We start from the raw sequence: 21,665 nt of genomic DNA, 5'->3' as shown, positions 1-21,665 counted from the left end.
AGGTGAGCAAGAGGTAGTCGACCTTGTAGGCCCTGGCGTAATGGGCACAGCGTCGATGGAGCCTCGTCCGACGTGCGAGCGCTCAGCACCCGGCACCCGGCGTAAGGAGCCGTGGTTCAAGCGGGCATCCTCGACCGGAGCGGCCTGACTTAGCGGGGCAAGTCACAAGCCCCGGCGTTGCTCGCCCGGTCCTGCGTGAACGTCTGATCAGCCCGGTTGGTTCACGGCGACGTCGGAGCCCAGACCTCCACGGCGCTGGCGTCCACGGCAGTGGGTAGCAGCTTGGCCGCGTGGAAGGCATCGGCGATGCGCTGCTGCTCGCCGAGGGCGGCGCGGCTGACCGGCTGGACATCGTAGCTGCGGCGGCCGTTGGCCAGCTCGACGGTCGCCTCGTCCAGGCGACCCCACTGCGGACCAAGGATGCGTGCCGCCGCGGCAGGGTGTTGCTTCACCCACTGGCCGGTGCGCTGCAATTCGGCGAAGACCAGGGCCAACACCTCGGGATGAGCCTGGGCATAGGGCGTGGCGGCCAGGTAGTAGCGCTGGTAGCTGGCCAGGCCCTCGCCCGAGGCGAGGATGCGAAGGTGCTGCTGGCGCTGGGCACTGGCGACGAAGGGCTCCCAGGTCACCCAGGCATCCACCTTGCCGTTCTCCAGGGCGGCGCGACCGTCGGCCGGAGTGAGATAGGCCGGCTGGATGTCGGCGAAGGTCAGCCCTGCTTTTTGCAGGGCGGCGATCAGCAGGTAGTGGCTACCGGCGGCCTTGGTCACGGCGATGCGCTTGCCCTTGAGATCGGCGAGGGTCTGCAGCGGCGAGCCCTCCGGGACCAGGATGGCCTGGGCCTGGGGCGACGGCGTTTCCCGGGCGAAATAGGTGAGTTTGGCACCCGCGGCCTGGGCGAACACCGGCACGGTGTCGGCGACGTCGGCGGAGAGATCCACGTTGCCCACGTTGAGCGCTTCCAGCAGCGGCAGGCCGCTGGAGAATTCGTGCCAGCTGAGGATGACGCCCTGGGCCGCCAGGTCGCGTTGCAAGGTGCCCTGTTCCTTGAGCAGTACCAGCAGGGTAGAGGATTTCTGGTAACCGATACGCAGGCTGGTATCGGCCTGGACCGCGCTGGCGAGGCCCAGCAGACCCAGCACGAGCAGGCCCCGGCGGAGAAGACCTGCGCGAAACGAAAAGCGGATAGCAGCCATGAATGCCTCAGCGGGTGGCGAATGGATGCCGGCCACAGTAAGGAATAAGCAAAGGTCATCTTAATACCGATTTGGAATTTGGTTAGAGGCGAGCCCCACGCCTGCGAACGTCTTAACGTTATTCCGAAAAGCTATTTAGAGCGCTGTATATCTTGAAGCTAAGGTATAACCACCGGACCACCGGATCTCTCCTTTCGCCTTGAACCCGAGGATCCCATGGCCATGCTCCGGACTCTTCTCCCCTCGGGGGCGCCCAGCCCATGACCGCCCCGCCAAGCAGGTGCTGCTCAACGCCTTCAACATGAACACCGTGGGCCACATCAACCACGGTCTCTGGACCCATCCGCGCGACACCTCCAGCCGCTACCATACCCTCGGCTACTGGACCGAGCTGGCGCAGTTGCTGGAACGCGGCCTGTTCGACGGGCTGTTCATCGCCGACATCCTGGGCGTCTACGACGTCTATGGCGGCAATGTCGACCTGACCCTGCGCGAATCCATCCAGCTGCCGGTCAACGATCCCTTCCTGCTGGTCTCGGCCATGGCCGCCAGCACCCGGGACCTGGGTTTCGGCCTCACCGCCAACCTCACCTACGAGCCGCCCTATCCCTTCGCCCGCCGCCTTTCCACCCTGGATCACCTGAGCGAAGGGCGGGTGGGCTGGAATATCGTTACCGGCTACCTCGACAGCGCCGCCCGCGCCATGGGCCTGGACCGGCAGATCGCCCACGACCGCCGCTACGACCAGGCCGACGAATACCTGGAAGTCCTCTACAAGCTGCTCGAAGGCAGCTGGGCCGACGACGCCGTGGTCCGGGATCGCGTCCAACGGATCTATGCCCGTCCCGAGCGGGTGCGCAAGGTCGCGCACCACGGCGAATTCTTCGACGTCGAGGGCTATCACCTCTGCGAGCCCTCGCGGCAACGCACCCCGGTGCTGTTCCAGGCCGGCTCCTCGGATCGCGGCCTGGCCTTTGCCGGGCGCCATGCCGAGTGCGTGTTCATCTCCGGGCAGGACCAGGCCGCCACCCGCGCCCAGGTCGAGCGCGTCCGCTGCGCGGCGGTGGCCGCCGGCCGCCGCGCGGATGACGTCAAGCTGTTCATGGGCCTCACGGTGATCGTCGCCCCCACCGCCGCCGAAGCCCGCGACAAGCACGCCGAATACCTGCATTACGCCAGTCCCGAAGCCGGGGTCGCCCACCACTCCGCTTCGGTGGGCATAGACCTCGCCGCCTATGGCCTCGACGAACCCATCCGTCCGCAACGGACCGAGGCCATCGAGTCGGCGCTCAAGCGCCTGGTGGCCAAGGACGCCGGCTGGACCCGCCGCAAGCTGCTGGAGCAGCACGCCCTCGGTGGCCGCTACACCGCCCTGGTCGGCGATCCCGGGCAGGTGGCCGATGCCCTGCTCGGCTGGATCGACGAAACCGGGCTGGACGGCTTCAACCTGGCGCGCACCGTCACCCCCGAGTGCTATGGCGACTTCATCGACCTGGTGATCCCGGAGTTGCAGAGCCGGGGTCGCTACAAGACCGCCTATGCCGAGGGCAGCTTCAGACACAAGCTGTTCGGCCGCGGCGACCACCTCGACACCCGCCATTTCGGCAGCCGTTTCCGCCAGGACTGACCTTTCAAGGACGCCCCATGACCCGCCTCAAGCCCCTGCTCTTCGCCCTCGGCCTCTGCAGCACCGCGGCCCTGGCCGCGCCGCTCAAGATCGGCACTACCGCCGCCTTCGCCCCGCCACTGGAAGTGGCGGTGCAGGAAGCCAAGGCCGCCGGGGTGGACGTGGAGATCGTCGAATTCAGCGACTGGATCGCCCCCAACACCAGCCTCGCCAACCATGACATCGACGCCAACTACTACCAGCACATCCCCTTCCTGGAGAACGCCAAGCGCACCGCCGGCTATGACCTGGTGGCGGTGGCGCCGGGGATCATCAACAACGTAGGGCTCTATTCGAAGAAGTACCGCACCCTGGCGGAAGTACCCAAGGGCGCGCGGGTGGCCATCGCCAACGATGCCATCAATGGCGGCCGTGGCCTGTTGCTGCTGGAAAAGGCCGGCTTCATCACCTTGAGGCCCGGCGTCGGCTACCACGCCACCCTGGCGGACATCACCGGCAATCCGCGCGACCTCCAGATCGTCGAACTGGAGGCCGTGCAGCTGGCCCGTTCGCTGGACGACGTTGACGTGGCCCAGGGTTATCCGCACTACCTGCGCCTGGCCAAGACCCTCGATCCCAACCAGGCCCTGCTCTTCGATGGCCTCGACCACCCGGAGTACGTCATCCAGTTCGTCGCCCGCCCGGACAACAAGGACGATCCGCGCCTGGCCAAGCTGATCGATCTCTACCAGCATTCGCCCAAGGTCCGCGCCGCCCTGGACCAGGCCCACGGCAGCCTCTACCAGCCGGGCTGGAAGGACTGATCTCCCTCCCGTTTACTCAACGAGAACGGCACCTGGACAACGTCAGAGTTTTTCCACGACGAAGGCGCAGCGCCCCCTATTTCGCCCCCCGTCGGGCAGGTCCAAGAATTCTTCGATGAGGATGCGCACGCCCTGCGACAGCAGCAGGGCGCGCAGCTCCTCGGGCGGATGGGAGTCGTAGAAGAACGGCTGGTTGAACATGGTATCGACGAAGGCATCCGCCACCGAGCCGCCCGCCGTCAGCATCAGTCGTCCCCCTTGCGGGAGCCCGGCGATCACTCGCGCCAGGAGCGTCGCGTGCCAGCGGCGCTCCAGATGGAACAGCGAATCCCACAGCAGCGCGCCCTGGTAGCGTTCGGCGCAGGCGTAGGTTTCCAGCCGCGCCTCGATCCAGCGCTGCTTGGGAAATTCCCGCCGCGCATGGGCCAGCATGGCGGCCGCCTGGTCGACCCCCAGCACGCGATGTCCCTGGGCGAGGATGGCGGCGGCCACCGGGGTGCCGGTGCCACAGCCCAGATCGAGCAGGGTGGCGCCGGGTTCGAGCTTTTCCAGGAGCACGTCCAGGTAGCGACGCTCGTCGTCCCTGAGGCTGACGCGGGCCTGGCGAAAGGTGTCGGCGATGGCGTTGTAGGAGGTCTTGTTCATGGCGTGGGCTCCCCGGTTGTCCCGGGAGCTTAGCCCACCCAGCCGCCGGCTTCCGGCCCTGCCTCTCGCTCTTGGCAGCTTTCCTTGTCTGGCCTGGCCTCGATTCGGCTGGCTCAGCCTAGGCCGCCGCCTGGGCCGCAGCCCGGGCTTCGAGGTCGCGCACCAGGGGCAGCACGCGCTGGCCGAAGTACTCGACCTCTTCCTGGAAGTGCAGGAAACCGGCCAGCACCAGGTCCACGCCCTCGGCCTTGAGGGCCACGATGCGCTCGGCGAGCTGCTCGGGCGTGCCGATCAGGTTTGGCTTGAAGCCGTCGTTGTACTGCACCAGATCCTCGAAGCTGGAGTCGGCCCAGTTGCCCTTGCCTTCCGGGCTGGCAGCACCAGCCTGGCGCGCCGCATCACCAAAGGCCTTGACCGCCTCCGGGTTGGCCTTGGCCACGATCTCCCGCAACACCTCGCGCGCCCCGGCCTCGGTGTCGCGCGCGATGATGAAGGCATTCACCCCGACCTTGACCTCACGCCCCTCCGCCGCGGCCTTGGCGCGCAGGTCCTGCACCTGGGCACGAATCTCCTCGCGGGTGCCGCCGTTGGTGAAGTACCAGTCGGAGACCCGCGCCGCCATGTCCCGCGCGGCCCGCGAGCTGCCACCCTGGAAGATCTCTGGATGGGGCTGCTGCAGCGGCTTGGGTTTCAGGGTGTAGTCGCGGAAGCGATAGAAGTCGCCGGCGAAGCTGAAGTTGTCCTGGGTCCAGATGCCCTTGAGGGCGCGGATGAATTCCTCGGAACGCCGATAGCGTTCGTCGTGCTCCAGCCAGGGCTCACCGATGCCGTGGAACTCCCCCTTGAACCAGCCGGAGACCAAGTTGATGGCGACCCGGCCATTGGTGAGCTGGTCGATGGTCGCCAGCTGCTTGGCGGCCAGCGCCGGATTCCAGGGGCCGGGCAGGATGGCGGCGATCACCTTGAGCCGCTCGGTGGCGGCCAGCAGCGCATGGCTGAAGGCCACCGATTCATGCTGGTATTCGGCGCCGTAGCCGGCGGTGAAACGGATCTGCGTCAGGGCGTAGTCGAAGCCGGCCCGCTCGGCGAGCTGGGCCAGCGTGCGGTTGTAGTCGATGCCCCAGTGGGTGCGCTGCTCGATGGTGCTGACCACCAGGCCGCCGCTGACGTTAGGGACCCAATAGGCGAATTTGACGGGGTTCTGCGACATGCAAAGGCTCTCCGGGTTGGGCTCGCCGCGAGGACGAGCGAAACAGTGACCCTGAGCCTTCAATCAAGAACCGAACCAAGTCAAAAATTCGTTCTACATCAATAATTTGCGAACAAATGTAAGACAATTTCAGGTGTATCACCAAGGGCAGCTGTCCAGCTGCTGTCGCCTGGGCAACAGCGCAGCAAGGCGTCTGGCGCGCGGTTCTCGCCCAAAGGATGTCGCCTCAGGCGGCCGTGGTGCGCAGGAATTCGCTCCAGCGCCGCACCAGGTAGTTGTGTTCGTCCATCACCGAATTCCACACCCCGATATGGCTCATGCGCTGGGCGTAGGAGCCGCCTTCGCGCCGTTGGCCCACCTCGATCAGCGGCAGGCCGTCGCTGCCGGCGAGTTCTTCACGGGCCGGCAGGCCGCCGTACCAGAAGTCCCACTCGGCGGCGCTCAGGTGATCCCGCGCCCGCACCGGATTGGCGATATAGAACCCCTGGCGCGCCATCACCGCCCCGGGCCAGCCGGCCAGCCACCAGTTGAGGTAGGCATAGGCGGCATCGCGCACCCGTCCCTCCGCGCAGCGCGACAGCGACAGGCCGCCGAACCAGGCGCGGTAGCCCTCGCGCGGGACCGCCACCCGATAATCCACCCCCGCCCGATGCAGGGCCATGAGCATGGGCGACCAGAGACTCTGGATGTCCACCCCGGCGGCCAGGGTCAGCTCGCCGGCGCTGCGGTCGTCGGACCAGAACGCCGCGAAATGCCGATGGCGCTGGCGCTCCACCAGCAATTCGGCCAGGCGGTCGATCTCCTCCAGGCGCAGATTGCCGATGTCGTCGAAACGGGCGAGACCGGCCGCCTGGATCGCTAGGGCGGCGTCCAGGGCGCCGATGGCGGCGTCGCTCTGCAGGGCGCTGTGGCCACACCAGCCTTCGTCGATCAGCCAGGCCCAGCTCTCCTGCTGCCCCGCCAGGGCGGCAGGCAGGCTCTCCGGACGATAGGCGAAGCTGTCGGCGTTGTGGGTCAGCGGCAGCATGCTGATCCGCTCGCTGGGCTGGCCGCCCAGGCTGCCATCGTGCTGCACATAGAGGCGGTCGCACGGCCGGCAGCCGGGCGCCAGGCGATCCGTGGCATGCAGCCGGCCGCGCTTGGGCAGGTCGTTGATCTCCTCCCAGAGCGCGATGCGGCGGATGTCGATGGGCTGGATCGCCCGCGCCGGCCAGACGAAGTCGACGTTGTGGAACCACTGGTCATAGAGATCGTAGCTGCCCGGCTCCAGCACCGCGATGCGCTGGGCGGTCTGGACGTCATGGATCTGGTAGACCAGGCGGATGCCCAGCTCCGCCTCCGCCCGCTGGCGGATGGGTTCGAGCAGGGTCACCGAGGTGCCCAGCACCCTCAGGGTCAGCGGCGTGCTCATGCGGCCCGGCCCAGGCCACCCATGAAGGCGGCGAAGGAGCGCCTGAGCAGCGCGGTATCCAGGTCACGGACGATGAACACCAGGCGCGAGCGGCGTTCGCCCGCCGGCCAGGCCGGCAGGTGCACCGGCGGATGCAGGCTGTGCTGCACGCCATGGATGACGATGGGTTGGCTGGCGTCGATCACGTCGAGGATGCCCTTGACTCGCAGGATGCGTTGCCCGTGGCATCTTAGCAGCATCGACAGCCACACCCCGAAGGCCATCCAGTCCAGCGGCCGGTCGAACTCCAGGCAGCAGACCTCGGCGCTGCCGTGGCGGCCTTCGGCGACCTCGGCGAACAGTCGCCAGCGGCCGACCTCGACCGCCGGATCGGCGGCGCGCAGGCCCTCGCCCAGCAGCAGGTCATCGCCGCTAGCCACAGTAGCCGCCAGGGCCCGGGTGGCGGTGGGATTGAGCTGCGCCAGCTGCCGGTCCAGCCGCTCCAGCACGGCAGGCGCGACCCGGTCGGCCTTGCTCAGCAACAGCCGGTCGGCCGCGGTGACCTGGTTGAGCCACTCCGGGTGCAGCCCTTCCTGGAGCGCGGCGTGCTCGGCGTCCACCACGGTCACCAGCAAGCCCAGGTGGAAGCGGCCGCGCAACTGGGGATCGAGATTGAGGGTGGCGAGGATCGGCCCCGGATCGGCCAGGCCGGTGGTCTCCAGCAGGACCCGGCGAAAGGCCGGAATCTCGCCGCGGCTGCGCCGACCGTGCAGGGTCAGCAGCGCCGCCTTGAGATCGCCGCGCACCGAGCAGCAGACGCAGCCGCTGGGCAGCAGCACGGTGTCCGGGGCAACTTCTTCCACCAGCAGGTGATCGATGCCGACCTCGCCGAATTCATTGATCAGCAGCGCCGTCTCGCCCAGGGCCTCCTGGGCCAGCAGGCGCCGCAGCAGGGTGGTCTTGCCGCTGCCGAGAAAACCGGTGATGACATTGACGGCAAGGCTCATGGCGCTAACTCCAGCGGCGCCAGCACCCGCGGGTCCAGGGGATCGAGCGGTCGCCCCAACACCGCCTCGGCCTGGCGCCAGAGGTCGTCCAGGCCCTCGGCCAGGGCCTGGCGCCCGGTCGGGCCCTGGATCAGGTAGGAGGCGCCCTGGACGTCGCTCACGGTCAGCCGGAACGGCGCCACCACCCGGTTGATGGCGGCGACCCGACGCAGGCGCTCGCGCCGCCGGGGCAGGTCATCGCCCAGCGGATCGCTCCAGTGGAGATCCGGGCCGAGCAGGCCGCACAGTCCGCACATGGCTACCTCCTAGGGCATGACGTCGCCGGAATTGGGACCCAGGGTCTGGCCGACGAAGAGATTGCCACCCGGATCGCTGGCCAGCAGCAGCGCCACCGGCGCCACCTCCTCCGCGCGACCGAAGCGGCCCAGCGGCAATTCGCGGGCCTTGGCCGCCTTCCAGTCGGCGCTGATGCCATCCACCAGCGGGGTCTCGATGGGCCCGGGGGCGATGGCGTTGACCAGCACGTTGTCGCGGCCCACCTCCAGCGCCAGCGACTTGGTGAAGCCGATCACCCCGGCCTTGGCCGCCGCATAGTGGCAGAGCTCGGCGCCGCCCTTGATGCCGAGCTGGGAAGCGACGTTGATGATGCGGCCCCAGCGCTGCGCCTGCATGTGCGGCAGGGCGCGCTGGCTGGCGAGAAAGACGCTGGTGAGGTCGACGCGCAGCATGTCGTTCCACTGTTCCAGGGTCAGGTCGACGCAGGGCGCCTGGGTCAGCATCCCGGCATTGTTGACCAGGATGTCGATGCCGCCGTAAGCCGCCACGCAGGCGTCCACTCCGGCTCGGGCGCCATCTGGCTGGCCAACGTCGGCGACGGTCTCCGTCACCGACGCGCCCAGGGCCCGGCATTCCGCGGCCACCCGCGCCAACCGCTCGGCGTCGCGGTCGGCCAGCACCAGGCGCGCCCCCGCAGCGGCATAGCTGCGGGCGATGGCGGCGCCGATCCCGCTGGCCGCGCCGGTCACCAGGGCGCGGCGGTCTGTCAGCTCGAACATGCTCTTCTCCTCAATCGGGCCAGCGGACGGTGAGACCGCCATCGACGATCAGACTCTGGCCGGTGATGTAGCTGGCTTCGGTACTGGTCAGGAACCGCACCAGCGCCGCCACCTCGTCGGCCCTGCCGACCCGCCCCAGGGGAATGCTGCGGGCGGCCTTGGCCAGGCCCTCCGGACCCAGGGAGTTCTTGGCGTCCAGCGATTGCGGCGTCTCGATCAGACCGGGAATCACCGCGTTGCAGCGGATGCCACGCGGCGCCAGTTCGACGGCCAGCGAGCGACACAGTCCCGGCACCCCGGCCTTGGCGGCGGCGTAATGGGCATGGTCCTGCCAGCCATAGACGCCGCCGGCGATGGAGGAGATGGCCACCAGGGCACCGCCCTCCTCCAGGTGCCGCGCGGCAGCGCGAAAGGTGCGCATGACGCCGGTGAGGTCGACGTCGAGCATCTCGTGCCAGCGCGCGTCGCTCATCTCCAGCAGCGGTGCGGCGCGGAGAAGCCCGGCGTTGGCCACGGCATAGTCGAGGCGGCCGAAGTGCGCCAGGGCGGCATCGGCCAGGGCATCCACCGAGGCGCTGTCGCTGACGTCCAGGGGTTCGAGCAGGCACTCGCCACCCGCGGCGGCTACCAGCCGCCGGGTGTCTTCGGGGTCATGGGGATCGCCCGGGTAGTAGCCGCCGACCACCCGCACGCCCCGCTGGGCATAGACCACGGCCAGGGCCTGGCCGATGCCGCTGGCGGCACCGGTGATCAGGGCGACAGGAGAGGTATGAGCTGTCATGGGGGCTCCTGTCATTTGAGGCTGGTGGGTTCGACGTGGCGCGCGGTCCACATCACCAGGCCGGAGAGAAAGCACGGCAGGGCACCAAACCACAACGCGGCGCTGTGCCACTGGCCACCGCTACCGAGCACGCTGGTGATGCCGAGGCCGGCGAGGATGGCGCCGATCGGTCCCATGGCGTGGACGATGGCGCCACCGGTGGCACGGATGCTGGTGGGAAAGCTTTCGCCCATGAAGAACAACATGGCCGAGTAGGGTCCGGTGAGAAAGAACAGCCCCAGGCTGTAGAGCGCTACCACCGGTACCAGCTGGCTGGGCGCCTGCAGCATGGCGAAGAAGGCCACGCCGCCACACATCCAGCCGAGGGCCACGGTGTTGCGCCGACCGATGCGATCGCCCAGCCAGCCATGGAACAGGTAGCCGATGAAGCCGACGGCGTTGGACAGCACCAGGATCCACAGCGAGTTCTCGAAGCTGAGCTTGTGCACGCTGACGATCACCGAGGTCCCCAGCACGCTGAACACCTGGATCGCCGACCAGTTGAGCAGGATGGCCAGGCTCAATACCAGGGTCGGGCGCAGGGCCTGGCCCTTGAAGGCCATGGCCACGCCGGCCTTGGCGTGCTCTTCGTAGTCCACGCCGTATTCACGGGCCAGGCTGCGGGCGTCCTGCTCCCGGCCTTCGCGGCGCAGGCGCTGGATGCGGGCGTGCACCTGGAATTGCGGGCTTTCCTTGAGCTTGCGCGCCAGCACCGCGATGACGAAGGCCGGCACGGCGGCAAACACGAAGCAGCCCTGCCAGCCGATGTGCGGCAGCAGCAAGGCGGTGAGCCCGGCGGCGATCAGCGCACCGATCGGCCAGCCACTCTGCACCAGGCTGTAGATGAAGCCCCGGCGGCGGATCAGCCGTGGATCGTCGGAGGCCGCATAGACCTCGGTCAGGTAGGTGGCGTTGACCCCCTCCTCCGCATAGCCCAGGCCGGCCACCGAACGCACCAGCACCAGCGGCACCTTGCCCATGCCGGCGCACAGCGCGGTCAGCGCCGAGCACACGGCCGTGCCGCCGATGGTCACGATGATGCCGCCGCGGCGACCGATCCGGTCCACCAGCGGGCCGATGGCGAAGGCGATGATGGCTCCACCCAGCGCCACCCAGGTGGCGAGTTCGGCCTGCTCGGCTTCGCTCCAGTTGAAGTGCCCACCCATCACCGGCAGCAGGGTGCCGAAGAGGATGAAGTCGTAGACGGCGAACACCCAGGCGAAGAAGGCGATCCAGGTGGCGTAGCGGACATCACCGGAAGACAGCGGCTGCGGTTTCCAGGCAGCCGTGGCGGTTTCCGGGTGGAGCGAAGGGGCGGCAGGGAGGGTCATGATCCTGTACCTGTGGGCTGGGCGCTTAGCGCTGGCGCGGCTGGCGCCGCAGGAAGTCGTCGGCGATCTCGTCCATGGTGGCGAAGCGCACCCCGGCGTGACCCTGGATATGCTCGATCAGGCGTTCGAGCATCAGCAGCACCTGCGGCCGCCCGAGACATCGGGGTGGATGGTGATGGGGAAGACGGCGTAGTCCATCTCGCGATAGACCCAGTCGAACTGGTCGCGCCACATCTCTTCCAGGTGGCGTGGATTGACGAAGCCGTGGCTGTTGGGCGCCTTCTTGATGAACATCATCGGCGGCAGGTCGTCGAGGTACCAGTTGGCCGGGATCTCCACCAGATCGGTTTCCTGGCCGCGCACCAGCGGCTTCATCCAGCTCTCGGGCTGCTGGCTGTAGTCGATCTTGGTCCAGTTGTCGCCGACCCTCACGTAGTAGGGAGAGAAGTCGTTGTGCATCAGGCTGTGGTCGTACTTGATGCCCTTCTTCAGCAGCAGCTCGTTGGTCACCCGGCTGAATTCCCACCAGGGCGCGACATAACCGGTGGGGCGCTTGCCGGCCAGCGCGGTAATCAGCTCGATGGACCGGTCCAGCACCGCCTCCTCCTGCTCGGGGGTCATGGCGATGGGATTCTCGTGGCTGTAACCATGGATGCCGATCTCATGGCCTGCCGCGGCCACCGCCTGCATCTGCTCGGGAAAGGTCTCCACCGAATGGCCCGGAATGAACCAGGTGGTCTTGAGGCCGTAGCGCTCGAACAGCTTGAGCAGCCGGGGCGACCCCACCTCGCCGGCGAACAGGCCGCGGGAGATGTCATCGGGCGAATCCTCGCCGCCGTAGGAACCGAGCCAGCCCGCCACCGCGTCGACGTCGACGCCGATGGAAACGAAGATTTCTTTGGCCATCGTTGCACTCTCCAGTACCCGGAAGAAACCCAGGTCGATGACGGAGCCGGGCCCCCGCCACCGCCACTTGAAATCAGGCGCTGACCAGGGCTTCCACGGCCGAGGCGGCATCGAGCAGGCGCTCGTCCGCGGCGGCGGGGGCCACCAGCAACAGGCTGGTGGACAGGCCCTGGGCATCGCGGCCGCTGGGTAGCGAGACCCCCGGCGCGCCGAGCAGGCTGCCGGCCATGGTCAGGCGCAGCAGCTCCAGATTGGTGGCCGCGAAGAGGTCTGTGTCGGCTTCCAGGGGAGCCAGCAGCGGTGCCACGCGGCTCACCGTCGGCACCAGCAGCAGCGCCTCGCCGAATTCGGCGGCAAAGCGCTGCCGCAGCTGATCGCGGCGTTCATGCAGAACGGCCAGATGGCCATCGGGCAAGGCCCGTGCCCGCTCCAGGCGCTGCCGCACCCGTGGGTCCAGGCGTGCGGCCGCGGGACCGTCGAGCACCTCGCGGTGCAGGGCGAAGGCTTCCAGGGCCCCTGGCCAACCTTCTGCGGCGAGAAATTCCAGGGCCTCGGCAAACACCGTGCGGGCGCGGCGCTCCACGCGCACCCCGGCGCGGGTCAACCGCTCGGCGGCGGCCAGCAGATTGGCTCGCACCGCCGGCTCCACCCGGGCGTCGTCCAGCACGCTCAGGTCCAGCACCACGCGCAGCGCCGTCAGCGCCGGCAGCGGTCGGGCGGCAGCGCCTGTCAGCAGGCGATCCAGGCACTGCACATCGCGCAGGCTGCGCGCCAGCGGACCCGGCACGTCATAGGAGGCGGCCAACGGAAAGATGCCGGTCGCCGGATAGCGCCCCAGGCTGGGGCGATAACCCACCAGCCCATTGAGCGCGGCCGGCAGGCGCACCGAACCGGCGGTATCGGTACCGAGGGCCAGGGGCACGATGCCGGCGGCGACAGCCACCGCCGACCCCGAAGAGGAGCCGCCGGGTATGCGTACCTCACCCTGCATCCGAGGATTGGCAGGCGTGCCGAAATGGGGATTCGATCCCACCCCGGAATAGGCGAATTCGCTGAGATTGACCTTGCCCAGGCTGACCAGTCCGGCCTGGCTCAGGCGCTGCACCAGCTCGGCGTCGTTGGCGGCCGGTGGCGCCAGACGGCGCAGCTCGGCGCCGCAGGTGGTGACCTCGCCCTGCAGGTCGAACAGATCCTTCCAGGCCAGCGGCACGCCATCCAGCGGCGAGCGCGGCTGCCCGGTCTTCCAGCGCTCGCGCGCGGCCAGGGCTTCGGCGCGTCCACGCACGGCGGTAAGGCTGATGAATACGGCCGAGGATGCCTGGGCGCGAGCCAGCGCCGCCTCGAAGACCGCGACCGGATCGAGGGTACCGGCGGCATAGGCCTCGCCGAGACCGACCGCATCCAGGGACAGGGCGTGGGCAGAATCCATGGCTGCTCCTTAAACGTACATTTTATAATTTGGTACGTTTGATAGAGCAGGCTTTGTGCCAGCTTGAGAAAAAGGCTGCTACTTAATCGCAAAGCCAGCGCTTAGAGGTCGCTCGATCCTTTCTTCACCAGGGACCAATAAAATGTACTTAAATTAAATAGATCCATCTTTGTGCAGAACCGTAACGCCTGCCCCGTTACCGTGCGTGCACCCGACCCCGGCGGTAACGCGCGAAAGGCCGCAGGCCTGTGCCACAATTCTTATCTCGTTTCCGGAAGGCCCCCGATGTCGGCAGCAGTCCCCGCCCCCCTCGATGATAGTCGTACCGCCGCGCGCTACGCGATGATCCGCAGTGCGCTGCGCGAAGCCATCCTGGCCGGTCGCGCGGCGCCGGGGCTGGTCCTGGTCGAGGCGCCGCTGGCACAGCTGTTCGGCACCAGTCGGGTACCGGTGCGCCAGGCGCTGACGCTGTTGCAGGAGGAAGGCCTGATCCGCCGCTTCGAAGGGCGTGGTTATCTGATCGATCCGGCCGGCACTGCGGGCGAGCCGCAGCGCCAGCCGCTGACCCGCCAGTTGCTCGGGCTGGACAGCGGTGACGAACTGATCGATACGCGCTCCCTGGGCGAGCGCGTAGGCGACGAGATCGCCGCCTGTGTCAGCCACGCCCTGCTCTTCGGCCATTTCCGCCTGGACGAGCAGCGGGCGGCCGACCACCTGGGCGTCAGTCGCGCCGTGGTGCGTGAAGCCCTGATGCGCCTGCGCGATCGCGGCCTGGTGGAAAAGGAACCCTATGGCCAGTGGCTGGCCGGTCCGCTCACCGCCCAGGCCATCCGCGACGACTACGAGATCCGCGCCCTGCTGGAACCCGAGGCGCTGTTGCAGACGGCGCCGGGGCTGGCGCGCGGCGAGTTGCTGGCGATGCTCGAACGACTGGAGCAGCTGGCCGCCCACCCTGCCCCCACCTCCTGGACCGCGGTGGAGCGCATCGAGGCGGATCTGCATGGGCGCTGCCTGGCCGGCCTGCGCAATCGCAAGCTGGCCCAGCTGATCGCCCACAGCCAGAGTCCGCTGAACGTCTCGCGCATCTTCCACCAGTCGCTCGGCACGCCGCTGGACGAGGCGGTGCTGGTGGAGCATCGCCTGGTGCTGGAATCCCTGCTGGTGGGCAGTCCCGACTCGGCCGCCAGCCAGTTGCGCAATCACCTCCTGCGCGGTCGCGACCGCACCCTGCAGCGCCTCAAGGTGCTCTCGGTGCTGCCCGACCCGGAATTGCCGGCCTATCTGGAGCGCCTGAGCTAGTGTGGTGTTTCAGACGTTATCTGCACAATTTTGGCGGCGCTTTTTAGGCCCCGGCGGCGTTGCCACTTCTCGCCATAGCCCTGCTATGACTCGTCGCGGCGCCTAGCCAGGACCAAAAAATCACTCGCCAACTCTTGCGCGAACGTCTGAAACACCACACTAGCGCGCCCGCAGGTGCCGCACGTAGCGATCGCCGATGAACTGGATGCCGCACACCAGCACCACCAGGATGGCGATCACCACGGCCATCACCTGGGTGTCGTAGCGCTGGTAGCCATAGCGGATCGCCAGGTCGCCAAGCCCCCCTGCGCCTATGGCGCCGGCCATGGCCGAGGCGCCGATCATGGCCACCAGGGTCACGGTGAAGCCGCCGATGATGCCGGGCAGCGCCTCCGGCAGGAGCACATTGAAGACGATGTGCCGCCGTTCGCAGCCCAGTGCCTGGGCCGCTTCTATCACCCCACCGCCGACCTCGCGCAGGCTGACCTCGGCGATGCGGGCGAAGAACGGCGTGGCGCTGAGGGTGATGGGTACCACCGCCGCCCAGGCGCCGATGGTGGTCCCGGTGATCAGCCGCGTCAGCGGGATCAGGGCCACCAGCAGGATGATGAAGGGCGTGGCGCGAAAGGCGTTGATCAGGGTGCCCAGCACCCGGTTGAGGGTGGGGGCGGCGAAGATGGCGCCGCGCCCGGTGGTGACCAGCACCACCGCCAGGGCGATGCCGGCGAACCAGACGATGGCCGCGGACACGCTGACCATGGTCAGGGTATCGAGAAAGGCCTTCCACAGCGCCTTGAGCATGAAGTCAGACATAGCCCAGCACCTCCGCCCGGGCGAACAGCCCGGTCTGGGTCAGGAAGCTGGCCAGCCGTCGCTCCGGCGCCGCGGTCGCCACCAGCAGGCGACCCAGCGCATGGCCCTGGATGCGGTCGATACCGCCATGCAGCAGCTCGACCGGTGCGCCGAGGGCCTGGCCCAGCGCCTGGAAGTCAGGCTCCGCACCCTGGCCGTCGTAGCTGAGCTCCAGCACGGCCCGGGCACCCGGTTGCCGGGTGGCAGCGAGCCGCCTGGCCAGATCCGCCGGCAGCTGGGCCGCCAGGGGGGCCAGCAGCGCCCGGGTGGCTTCTGCCTGGGGCGCGCCGAACAGCTGCCACACCGGGCCCTGTTCGACGATGCGGCCATGCTCCAGGACCACCACCCGGTCGCAGATCTGGCGAATCACCGCCATCTCATGGGTGATGAGCACGATGGTCAGCCCCAGGCGGCGATTGATGTCCTGCAACAAGGCCAGGATCGACTGGGTGGTCTCCGGATCCAGCGCCGAGGTGGCCTCGTCGCAGAGCAGCAATTCGGGCTTGAGCATCAGCGCGCGAGCGATGCCCACCCGCTGCTTCTGCCCACCGGACAGCCGCGAGGGATAGACCTGCTCCTTGCCCTGCAGCCCGACCAGCTCGAGCAATTCCCGGGCCCGGGCTTCGATCTCGTCGCGACGAAATCCGGCGGCCTTGAGCGGCAGTGCCAGGTTCTCCAGCACCGTCTGCGAGGCCAGCAGATTGAAGTGCTGGAAGATCATGCCGATGCGCCGCCGCAGCGCCACCAGCCGGTCGCCCTCCAGGGTGCCGAGGTCGACGCCATCGACCAGTACCTGGCCGGCGCTGACGTCTTCCAGGCGATTGAGGGTGCGAATCAGGCTGGACTTGCCGGCGCCACTGCGACCGATGATGCCGAAGATCTCGCCACGGGCGATGCTGAGGTCGATGTCGGCCAGCGCGGTCACCGGCAGCGCACCGCCGGTGTAGATCTTTTGCACCCCCCTCAGGCGCAGATGCTCGCGCGCGGGGACGGTCTGGGGTTCGACGGGCGGCTGCGCCGGTGCGGTGCTGAGCAGCGCGTTGCTCATCGGACGGCCTCCTGCCGGTTCAACCAGGCCAGGCTGTAGAGCTGCGGATTGCCATAGGCCTGGGCGATGGCCTCGCGCACCCGCGGATCGTTCTGGAACACCTGAATGAAGGTGCGGATCGCCGGGTCATCGGCCCTGTCCGGCCTGGTCACGAACCTCAGGGCATAGAGGTGGCCGCTGGCCTCGTCGTCGCTGAACAGCAGCGCACTGTTGGGGTCCGTGGTGCCGGCCGCGAGGATATGCGAGGGATAGCTCTGCGCCAGGGTCACGTCGTCCAGTACCCGCGCCAGTTGCGGACCGGGCAGTTCGATGAATTTCAGCTGGCGGGGATTGGCGACGATGTCCTGCAGGCTGGCCTTGGGCCCGGTGTCCGGCTTGAGCTGGATCAGGCCGGCGCGGGCATAGAGGTGCAGCCCGCGGCCCTGGTTGACCGGATCGTCGGCCACCGCCACGGTGGCGCCGTCCGGCACCTCGGCAAAGCTTTTCACGCGTTTGGAATAGAGGCCGACCTTGTTTTCCACGCCATAGGCGATGGGCACCAGGCCGTAGCCGTTCTGGGCGTTGGCGTTTTCCAGGAAGGGTTGATGCTGGAAGTAGTTGACGTCGATGTCACCGTGGGCGAGTGCCAGATTCGGCGTGTTCCAGTCGCTGAAGGCGACGATTTCCACCGCTACGCCCCTTTCCCGCGCCACCTCGGCGGCGCGCTCCAGGGCGGCATTCTGCGGACTGTCGTTGATGCCGAGGCGAATCTTCTGCGGCTCGGCGGCCTGGACGGACAGCACCAGGGTCGTGCTCGCCAGGAGCAGCCCGAGGCGCAGGAAAAACGGAGGAATAGCCATGGGAGACCTCGAGATGTCGAGGGCTCGTCCGGTGGTCCGGTGGAACCCGTAAGGGAAAAGGGATCAGCTGCCCTTCTGATCGGGCGCGTCGACGAAGAAATAGTCCTGCCAGCCGCTGGGCTGGTTGCGGATGGCGCCGATGCGGTACATGAATTCCGCCAGCTTCAGGGTGTTCTGCGGCGCCGTGTCGAAGTTGACCTCGGGGCTTTCGATGATCCGCTGGATCAGGGCCGGATCGAGGCGGGAATGCTCGACTTTCACGTAGGTACGGGCGGCGGCGGCCTTGTCCTTCTCGATGATCTGCCCGGCTTCGACCAGGGCCTCACGGAAGGCCTTGTAGGTCTTGGGATTGTCCCGGCGGAATTTCTCGGTGACGAACACCAGATTGGGCGAGACGGCCCCACCGAGCACGTCATAGGAACTGAGCACCCTGTGCACCTTGCCGCTGGCCAGTTCCTGTTCCTGGAACGGCGGATTGGCGAAGTGGCTGTTGATCTCGGTACCGCCGGAGATCACCGCCGCGGTGGCATCCGGATGCGGCACCGCCACGGTCAGGGGATCCAGGCGATTCCAGTTCTTCTCGCCGAAGGCCTGGGCGGCGGCGTACTGCAGGAAGCGCGACTGCACCGAGACGTTGACCGCCGGCACGGCGATGCGGTCCTTGGCGGTAAAGTCGGCCAGGGTCTTCACCTGCGGATTGTTGGTGACCAGATAATTGGGAAAGGCCCCCAGGCTGGCCACGGCCTTGACGTTCTGCCGACCATGGGTGCGGTCCCAGAGCGTGAACAGCGGTCCGAGCCCGGCGGAGCCGACGTCCACCGCGCCCGACAGCACCGCTTCGTTGACGGCCGCGCCACCGGACAGCTTGATCCAGTCGACCTTGATGTCGACGCCCTCTTGCTTGCCGTGCTTTTCGATCAGTTGCTGGTCACGCAGCACGTGCAGGATCACATAGGACACCCCGAATTGTTCGGAGATGCGCAGGGTGCCCTCGGCCTGAGCCGCCTGGGGTGCGGTGACCAGTCCGGTGAGCAGGCTGGCCGCGAGCCCCAGGGCCAGGGGACGACGGGTGAAGGGGAGACGTGGGGGCATCGGGGTGCGCTCATCCATGGAATTGGCTTATAGCCTACTCAAGCTGTTCAGCGTTTTTGAAATAAGGATGGGTTATATGGATAGGTCGAGTGACGTGTGGGCTTTCCCTCACCCGAGTCCTCTCCCAGAGGGAGAGGGGGCGCCCCGCCGTACGTAGGTTGGCGCGGAGCGAAGCGAAGCCCAACACCACCCTGCATCCCGCCCTACTCCCGCGCCGCCTGCCGCGGCGCGTCCGGCTTGGCCACCCGGAACCCCTCGGCGAAGGTCCCCTGCGCATCCAGGCGCTGCGGTATCAGGCCGCTGCGATGATAGAAATCCGCCGCCGCCTGCTGGCCGGCCACCGCCTGCTGGTCGATGGGTTCCCAGTGCAGCTGGCGGCGCTCGAATTGCAGCCGGGCCACCGCCTCGGGAAAGCCGATGATCTGCGCCAGGGTCCTGGCATAGCTGTCGAGGTGGGCGTAGCCCCAGCGCTGGGCAGCGGCCAGACGATCGAGGTAGTCCTGCAGCGCCGCGCGCCGGGCCGGATCGGCCAGGGCCGTATCGGTGGCGGCCAGGAAGCTGTTGCCCGCCCAGAGTCCGCGACCACTGACCAGCACCCGAGCGCCGTCGACCTGCTCGGCCTGGGCGGTATAGGGCTCCCAGGTCGCCCAGGCATCCACCGAGCCATTGGCCAGGGCCATCTTGGCGTCCACCGGACCAAGGAAGCGAAAGCTCACGTCCCGGGCGGTCAGGCCCACGGAATCCAGCGCCTTGAGCGCGATGTAATGGCCGATGGAGCCGCGCCCGGTGGCGATGCGCTTGCCCTTGAGATCGGCCGCGCTCCGCAGTGGCGAGTCGCGCGGCACGATCACCGCCGTGCCATAGGGATCGGACTTGTCCACGGCGATGGCCTTGACCGGCGCGCCGGCGGCCAGGGCGAACAGCAGCGGGCCATCACCGATGATGCCGGCATCCACCGCGCCCGCATTGAGCGCCTCGGCGAGGGGCGCGGCGGCGGGAAATTCCGCCCACTGGATGCGATAGCCCGGCAGGTCGCGCAGGCCGTCGGCCGCCTCCAGCTGGGCACGCATGTTGCCCTTCTGGTCGGCGATGCGCAGGGTCAGGGTCTCGGCGGCCAGGGCCGCGCTGGCGGCGAGCAGCAGCGGTAGCGCCAGCAGGGTAAGGCGGATGAGGGTCATGGTTTGGCTTCCTGGGTAAAGACACTGGCATCGGCCAGGGCGGCGACGTCGACCGGTTTGGGCAGCACCTGGAGTTCGCTGAAGAGATCGGCCACCTGCTGCACCGCGGCGACGTCCGCCGGCTGCACCGGACGCAGGCCACGGGAGGTGCGGGTGGAAATGGCCACCGCGGCACCTTCCGGCAGGCGCGTCAGCTCGGCGTAGACCCGGGCATAGTCCTGCGGATGAGCGACCGCCCAGGCCCGCGCCTGGGCCAGGCGCCCGGCGAAATCGGCGATGGCGGCGCGCTTGGCCGGGTCCTCCAGCGACGCTGGGGTGGCGGTGAGAAAGCCCAGGGCGGTGGTCAGCCCCTGGCCATCGCGCAGCAGCCGGGCGCCGTGCTGTTCGGCGATGCCGAGATAGGGATCGAAGGTGGCCCAGGCGTCGATCTGCCCGGCATTGAAGGCAGCGCTGGCATCGGTGGGCAGCACGAACTTGACCGTTACCTCGTCGCGCCTGACGCCAGCCTCTTCGAGGGCGGCATACAGCAGATGCTGGGAGATGCTGCCCTTTGCCGAGGACACCACCACGGTACGCCCCTTGAGGTCCTTGACCGAACGGATCGGCGAATCCTTCTGTACCAGCAGACCATTGGCCTGGGGATAGCCGACATTGGTGGCGATCAGCTTGAGCGGCACGCCGCCGGACGCGGCCATCAGCACCGGCAGGTCCCCGGCGTAGGAGGTATCCACCGCGCCGACGCGCTGGGCCTCGAACAGCGGCGCGGCGCCCTGGAAGTTGGCCCAGCGGTAGCGGTAGGGCGCGCCTTCGAGGGTACCGGCGGCTTCCATCATGGCGCGCAGACCGCGGGCCTGGTCGCCCAGCACCAGGGTCACCCCGGAGAGATCCGGCTCCGCCTGGGCCTGCCCCAGCAGCAGCGCCAGGCCCAGCGTGGCAAGCAAGCGCCTCATTGCGCGTACTCCCGGCCCTCGTGGCGCTCCAGTTGGCGTACCGCCGCCTCCCAGTGGCGGACATGGGCGCCGCGCACCAGGTTGCCGGGGATGAGGTCGCTGACCTTCTGCGCCACGGCGTCCGCGGCGATCACCAGCTCGGCACCGCCGCTCTGGGCCTCCAGCTGCGCCGCGCAGGAACGCTCCAGGTAATAGAGGTGCCAGAAGGCCTCTTCCAGACTGGCGCCCACGGTCAGCAACCCATGGTTGCAGAGGATCATCGCCGGGTGCGCCCCGAGGTCGGCCACCAGCCGACTCTGCTCGTCCAGATCCAGGGCCACGCCCTCGTAGCCGTGATAGGCCAGGCGGCCGAAGAACCTCATGGCGTGCTGGGAAAGCATGAGTAGCCCACCGCGCTGAGCGGAGACGCCGATGCCCGCGGCCGTGTGGGTGTGCAGCACCGCATGGAGGTCCGGCTGGGCACGGTGGATGGCGCTGTGGATCACGTAGCCGGCCGGGTTGATGCCGAGCCCGGTGGGGTCGAGGACGATTTCGCCATCGAGGTCCACCTTTACCAGCGAAGAGGCGGTGATCTCGTCGAAGGTCTGGCCGAAGGGATTGATCAGGAAGTGCGCTTCCGGGCCCGGCACCCGTAGTGAGAAGTGGGTGTAGATATGGTCGGTCCAGCGTTCGCGGGCAGCCAGGCGATAGGCGGCGGCGAGCTTGACCCGCGCCTCCCATTCGGCGGCGGATACCTGGGCGCGGACGCTGGCGAGGGCGTTCTGGAAGGCGGTCATGCAGCGGCTCCGAAAGCAGAAGAGGCGCCAGGGCGACGGGCGTTGCCCTGGTCTGCTTAGAACCTAACGTTGTGAGTCACCGAGACGGAAATATCGATTGCGCATAACCTAATATGCTCATTTTGGATAACAAAAATAGATAAATATGCGAAAACTTGTTTTCAGCACAGAACCAATCGATCTAAGGCGCTGGGCGCTGACCTTGCTTTAAT

The 21,665-nt window shown here is 67.9% G+C and carries 20 protein-coding genes and 1 pseudogene; 3 read left to right on the top strand and 18 right to left on the bottom strand.

The window, feature by feature from the left end:
* Window positions 1-221 precede the first annotated feature (221 nt).
* A complete protein-coding gene (locus tag BGI51_RS17160) occupies window positions 222-1,196 on the bottom strand; it encodes an aliphatic sulfonate ABC transporter substrate-binding protein (protein WP_252977106.1) in 975 nt (324 codons plus the stop codon).
* Between the two features lie 280 nt (window positions 1,197-1,476).
* On the opposite strand from BGI51_RS17160, the gene BGI51_RS17155 reads away from it, so the two are divergent.
* Entirely contained in the window at window positions 1,477-2,823 is a 1,347-nt protein-coding gene (locus BGI51_RS17155) for an LLM class flavin-dependent oxidoreductase (protein ID WP_290127617.1), read from the top strand.
* A 17-nt stretch (window positions 2,824-2,840) separates the two neighbouring features.
* Window positions 2,841-3,626 (top strand): MetQ/NlpA family ABC transporter substrate-binding protein, encoded by a 786-nt coding sequence (locus BGI51_RS17150; RefSeq protein ID WP_187979109.1) that lies wholly within the window; start codon window positions 2,841-2,843, stop codon window positions 3,624-3,626.
* Window positions 3,627-3,668: 42 nt separating this feature from the next.
* Here the strand turns inward: BGI51_RS17150 and BGI51_RS17145 are convergent, their stop codons facing one another.
* The 10 genes and pseudogenes from BGI51_RS17145 to BGI51_RS17100 form a co-directional block, all read right to left on the bottom strand.
* The gene (locus tag BGI51_RS17145; RefSeq protein WP_187979108.1) at window positions 3,669-4,271 is read right to left on the bottom strand and encodes a class I SAM-dependent methyltransferase; all 603 of its coding nucleotides are present in this window, start codon (window positions 4,269-4,271) and stop codon (window positions 3,669-3,671) included.
* A gap of 118 nt (window positions 4,272-4,389) precedes the next feature.
* Window positions 4,390-5,481, bottom strand: a complete 1,092-nt coding sequence (gene sfnG, locus BGI51_RS17140; RefSeq protein ID WP_187979107.1) for a dimethylsulfone monooxygenase SfnG — start codon at window positions 5,479-5,481, stop codon at window positions 4,390-4,392.
* Between the two features lie 226 nt (window positions 5,482-5,707).
* Window positions 5,708-6,892 (bottom strand): ABC transporter substrate-binding protein, encoded by a 1,185-nt coding sequence (locus BGI51_RS17135; protein WP_074584498.1) that lies wholly within the window; start codon window positions 6,890-6,892, stop codon window positions 5,708-5,710.
* Window positions 6,889-7,878 (bottom strand): CobW family GTP-binding protein, encoded by a 990-nt coding sequence (locus BGI51_RS17130; protein WP_187979106.1) that lies wholly within the window; start codon window positions 7,876-7,878, stop codon window positions 6,889-6,891. Before BGI51_RS17130 ends, BGI51_RS17135 begins: the two co-directional genes overlap by 4 nt.
* Entirely contained in the window at window positions 7,875-8,174 is a 300-nt protein-coding gene (locus BGI51_RS17125) for a hypothetical protein (RefSeq protein WP_158897133.1), read from the bottom strand. Before BGI51_RS17125 ends, BGI51_RS17130 begins: the two co-directional genes overlap by 4 nt.
* 9 nt (window positions 8,175-8,183) lie before the next feature.
* Window positions 8,184-8,933 carry an SDR family NAD(P)-dependent oxidoreductase gene (locus BGI51_RS17120; RefSeq protein ID WP_133859267.1) on the bottom strand — a complete coding sequence of 250 codons (750 nt, stop codon included), beginning with the start codon at window positions 8,931-8,933 and terminating at the stop codon, window positions 8,184-8,186.
* Window positions 8,934-8,943: 10 nt separating this feature from the next.
* Window positions 8,944-9,714, bottom strand: a complete 771-nt coding sequence (locus tag BGI51_RS17115; RefSeq protein ID WP_187979105.1) for an SDR family NAD(P)-dependent oxidoreductase — start codon at window positions 9,712-9,714, stop codon at window positions 8,944-8,946.
* A gap of 11 nt (window positions 9,715-9,725) precedes the next feature.
* Complete coding sequence (locus tag BGI51_RS17110) at window positions 9,726-11,084, bottom strand: MFS transporter (RefSeq protein WP_187979104.1); 1,359 nt, start codon at window positions 11,082-11,084, stop codon at window positions 9,726-9,728.
* 25 nt (window positions 11,085-11,109) lie between these two features.
* Window positions 11,110-11,990: pseudogene (locus tag BGI51_RS17105) on the bottom strand (polysaccharide deacetylase family protein).
* A gap of 73 nt (window positions 11,991-12,063) precedes the next feature.
* On the bottom strand, window positions 12,064-13,419 hold the full coding sequence (locus tag BGI51_RS17100; RefSeq protein WP_187979103.1) for an amidase: 1,356 nt from the start codon (window positions 13,417-13,419) through the stop codon (window positions 12,064-12,066).
* Between the two features lie 285 nt (window positions 13,420-13,704).
* On the opposite strand from BGI51_RS17100, the gene BGI51_RS17095 reads away from it, so the two are divergent.
* Entirely contained in the window at window positions 13,705-14,718 is a 1,014-nt protein-coding gene (locus BGI51_RS17095) for a GntR family transcriptional regulator (RefSeq protein WP_187979102.1), read from the top strand.
* A 159-nt stretch (window positions 14,719-14,877) separates the two neighbouring features.
* On the opposite strand, the gene BGI51_RS17090 is transcribed toward BGI51_RS17095, so the two are convergent.
* The 7 genes from BGI51_RS17090 to BGI51_RS17060 form a co-directional block, all read right to left on the bottom strand.
* Window positions 14,878-15,531, bottom strand: coding sequence for a methionine ABC transporter permease (locus tag BGI51_RS17090; protein ID WP_187979101.1), 654 nt, complete (start codon window positions 15,529-15,531; stop codon window positions 14,878-14,880).
* Window positions 15,524-16,618: a methionine ABC transporter ATP-binding protein gene (locus BGI51_RS17085; protein ID WP_187979100.1), complete on the bottom strand. Its 1,095-nt coding sequence runs from the start codon at window positions 16,616-16,618 to the stop codon at window positions 15,524-15,526. The genes BGI51_RS17090 and BGI51_RS17085 overlap by 8 nt, the downstream gene beginning before the upstream one ends.
* Window positions 16,615-17,457 (bottom strand): MetQ/NlpA family ABC transporter substrate-binding protein, encoded by an 843-nt coding sequence (locus tag BGI51_RS17080; protein WP_187979099.1) that lies wholly within the window; start codon window positions 17,455-17,457, stop codon window positions 16,615-16,617. Before BGI51_RS17080 ends, BGI51_RS17085 begins: the two co-directional genes overlap by 4 nt.
* A 63-nt stretch (window positions 17,458-17,520) precedes the next feature.
* Window positions 17,521-18,549 carry an ABC transporter substrate-binding protein gene (locus tag BGI51_RS17075; protein ID WP_187979098.1) on the bottom strand — a complete coding sequence of 343 codons (1,029 nt, stop codon included), beginning with the start codon at window positions 18,547-18,549 and terminating at the stop codon, window positions 17,521-17,523.
* Between the two features lie 203 nt (window positions 18,550-18,752).
* Complete coding sequence (locus BGI51_RS17070; protein ID WP_437179453.1) at window positions 18,753-19,718, bottom strand: ABC transporter substrate-binding protein; 966 nt, start codon at window positions 19,716-19,718, stop codon at window positions 18,753-18,755.
* Window positions 19,719-19,723: 5 nt separating this feature from the next.
* Window positions 19,724-20,677, bottom strand: a complete 954-nt coding sequence (locus BGI51_RS17065; protein WP_187979096.1) for an ABC transporter substrate-binding protein — start codon at window positions 20,675-20,677, stop codon at window positions 19,724-19,726.
* Window positions 20,674-21,453 carry a class II aldolase/adducin family protein gene (locus BGI51_RS17060; RefSeq protein ID WP_187979095.1) on the bottom strand — a complete coding sequence of 260 codons (780 nt, stop codon included), beginning with the start codon at window positions 21,451-21,453 and terminating at the stop codon, window positions 20,674-20,676. Before BGI51_RS17060 ends, BGI51_RS17065 begins: the two co-directional genes overlap by 4 nt.
* Between the last annotated feature and the right edge of the window lie 212 nt (window positions 21,454-21,665).

This window comes from Pseudomonas oryzihabitans, from assembly GCF_014522265.1.
GTDB classification, from domain to species: domain Bacteria; phylum Pseudomonadota; class Gammaproteobacteria; order Pseudomonadales; family Pseudomonadaceae; genus Chryseomonas; species Chryseomonas aestiva.
Note: the sequence above shows the minus strand (reverse complement) of the source record. Positions and strands in the feature narration are given on the sequence as shown.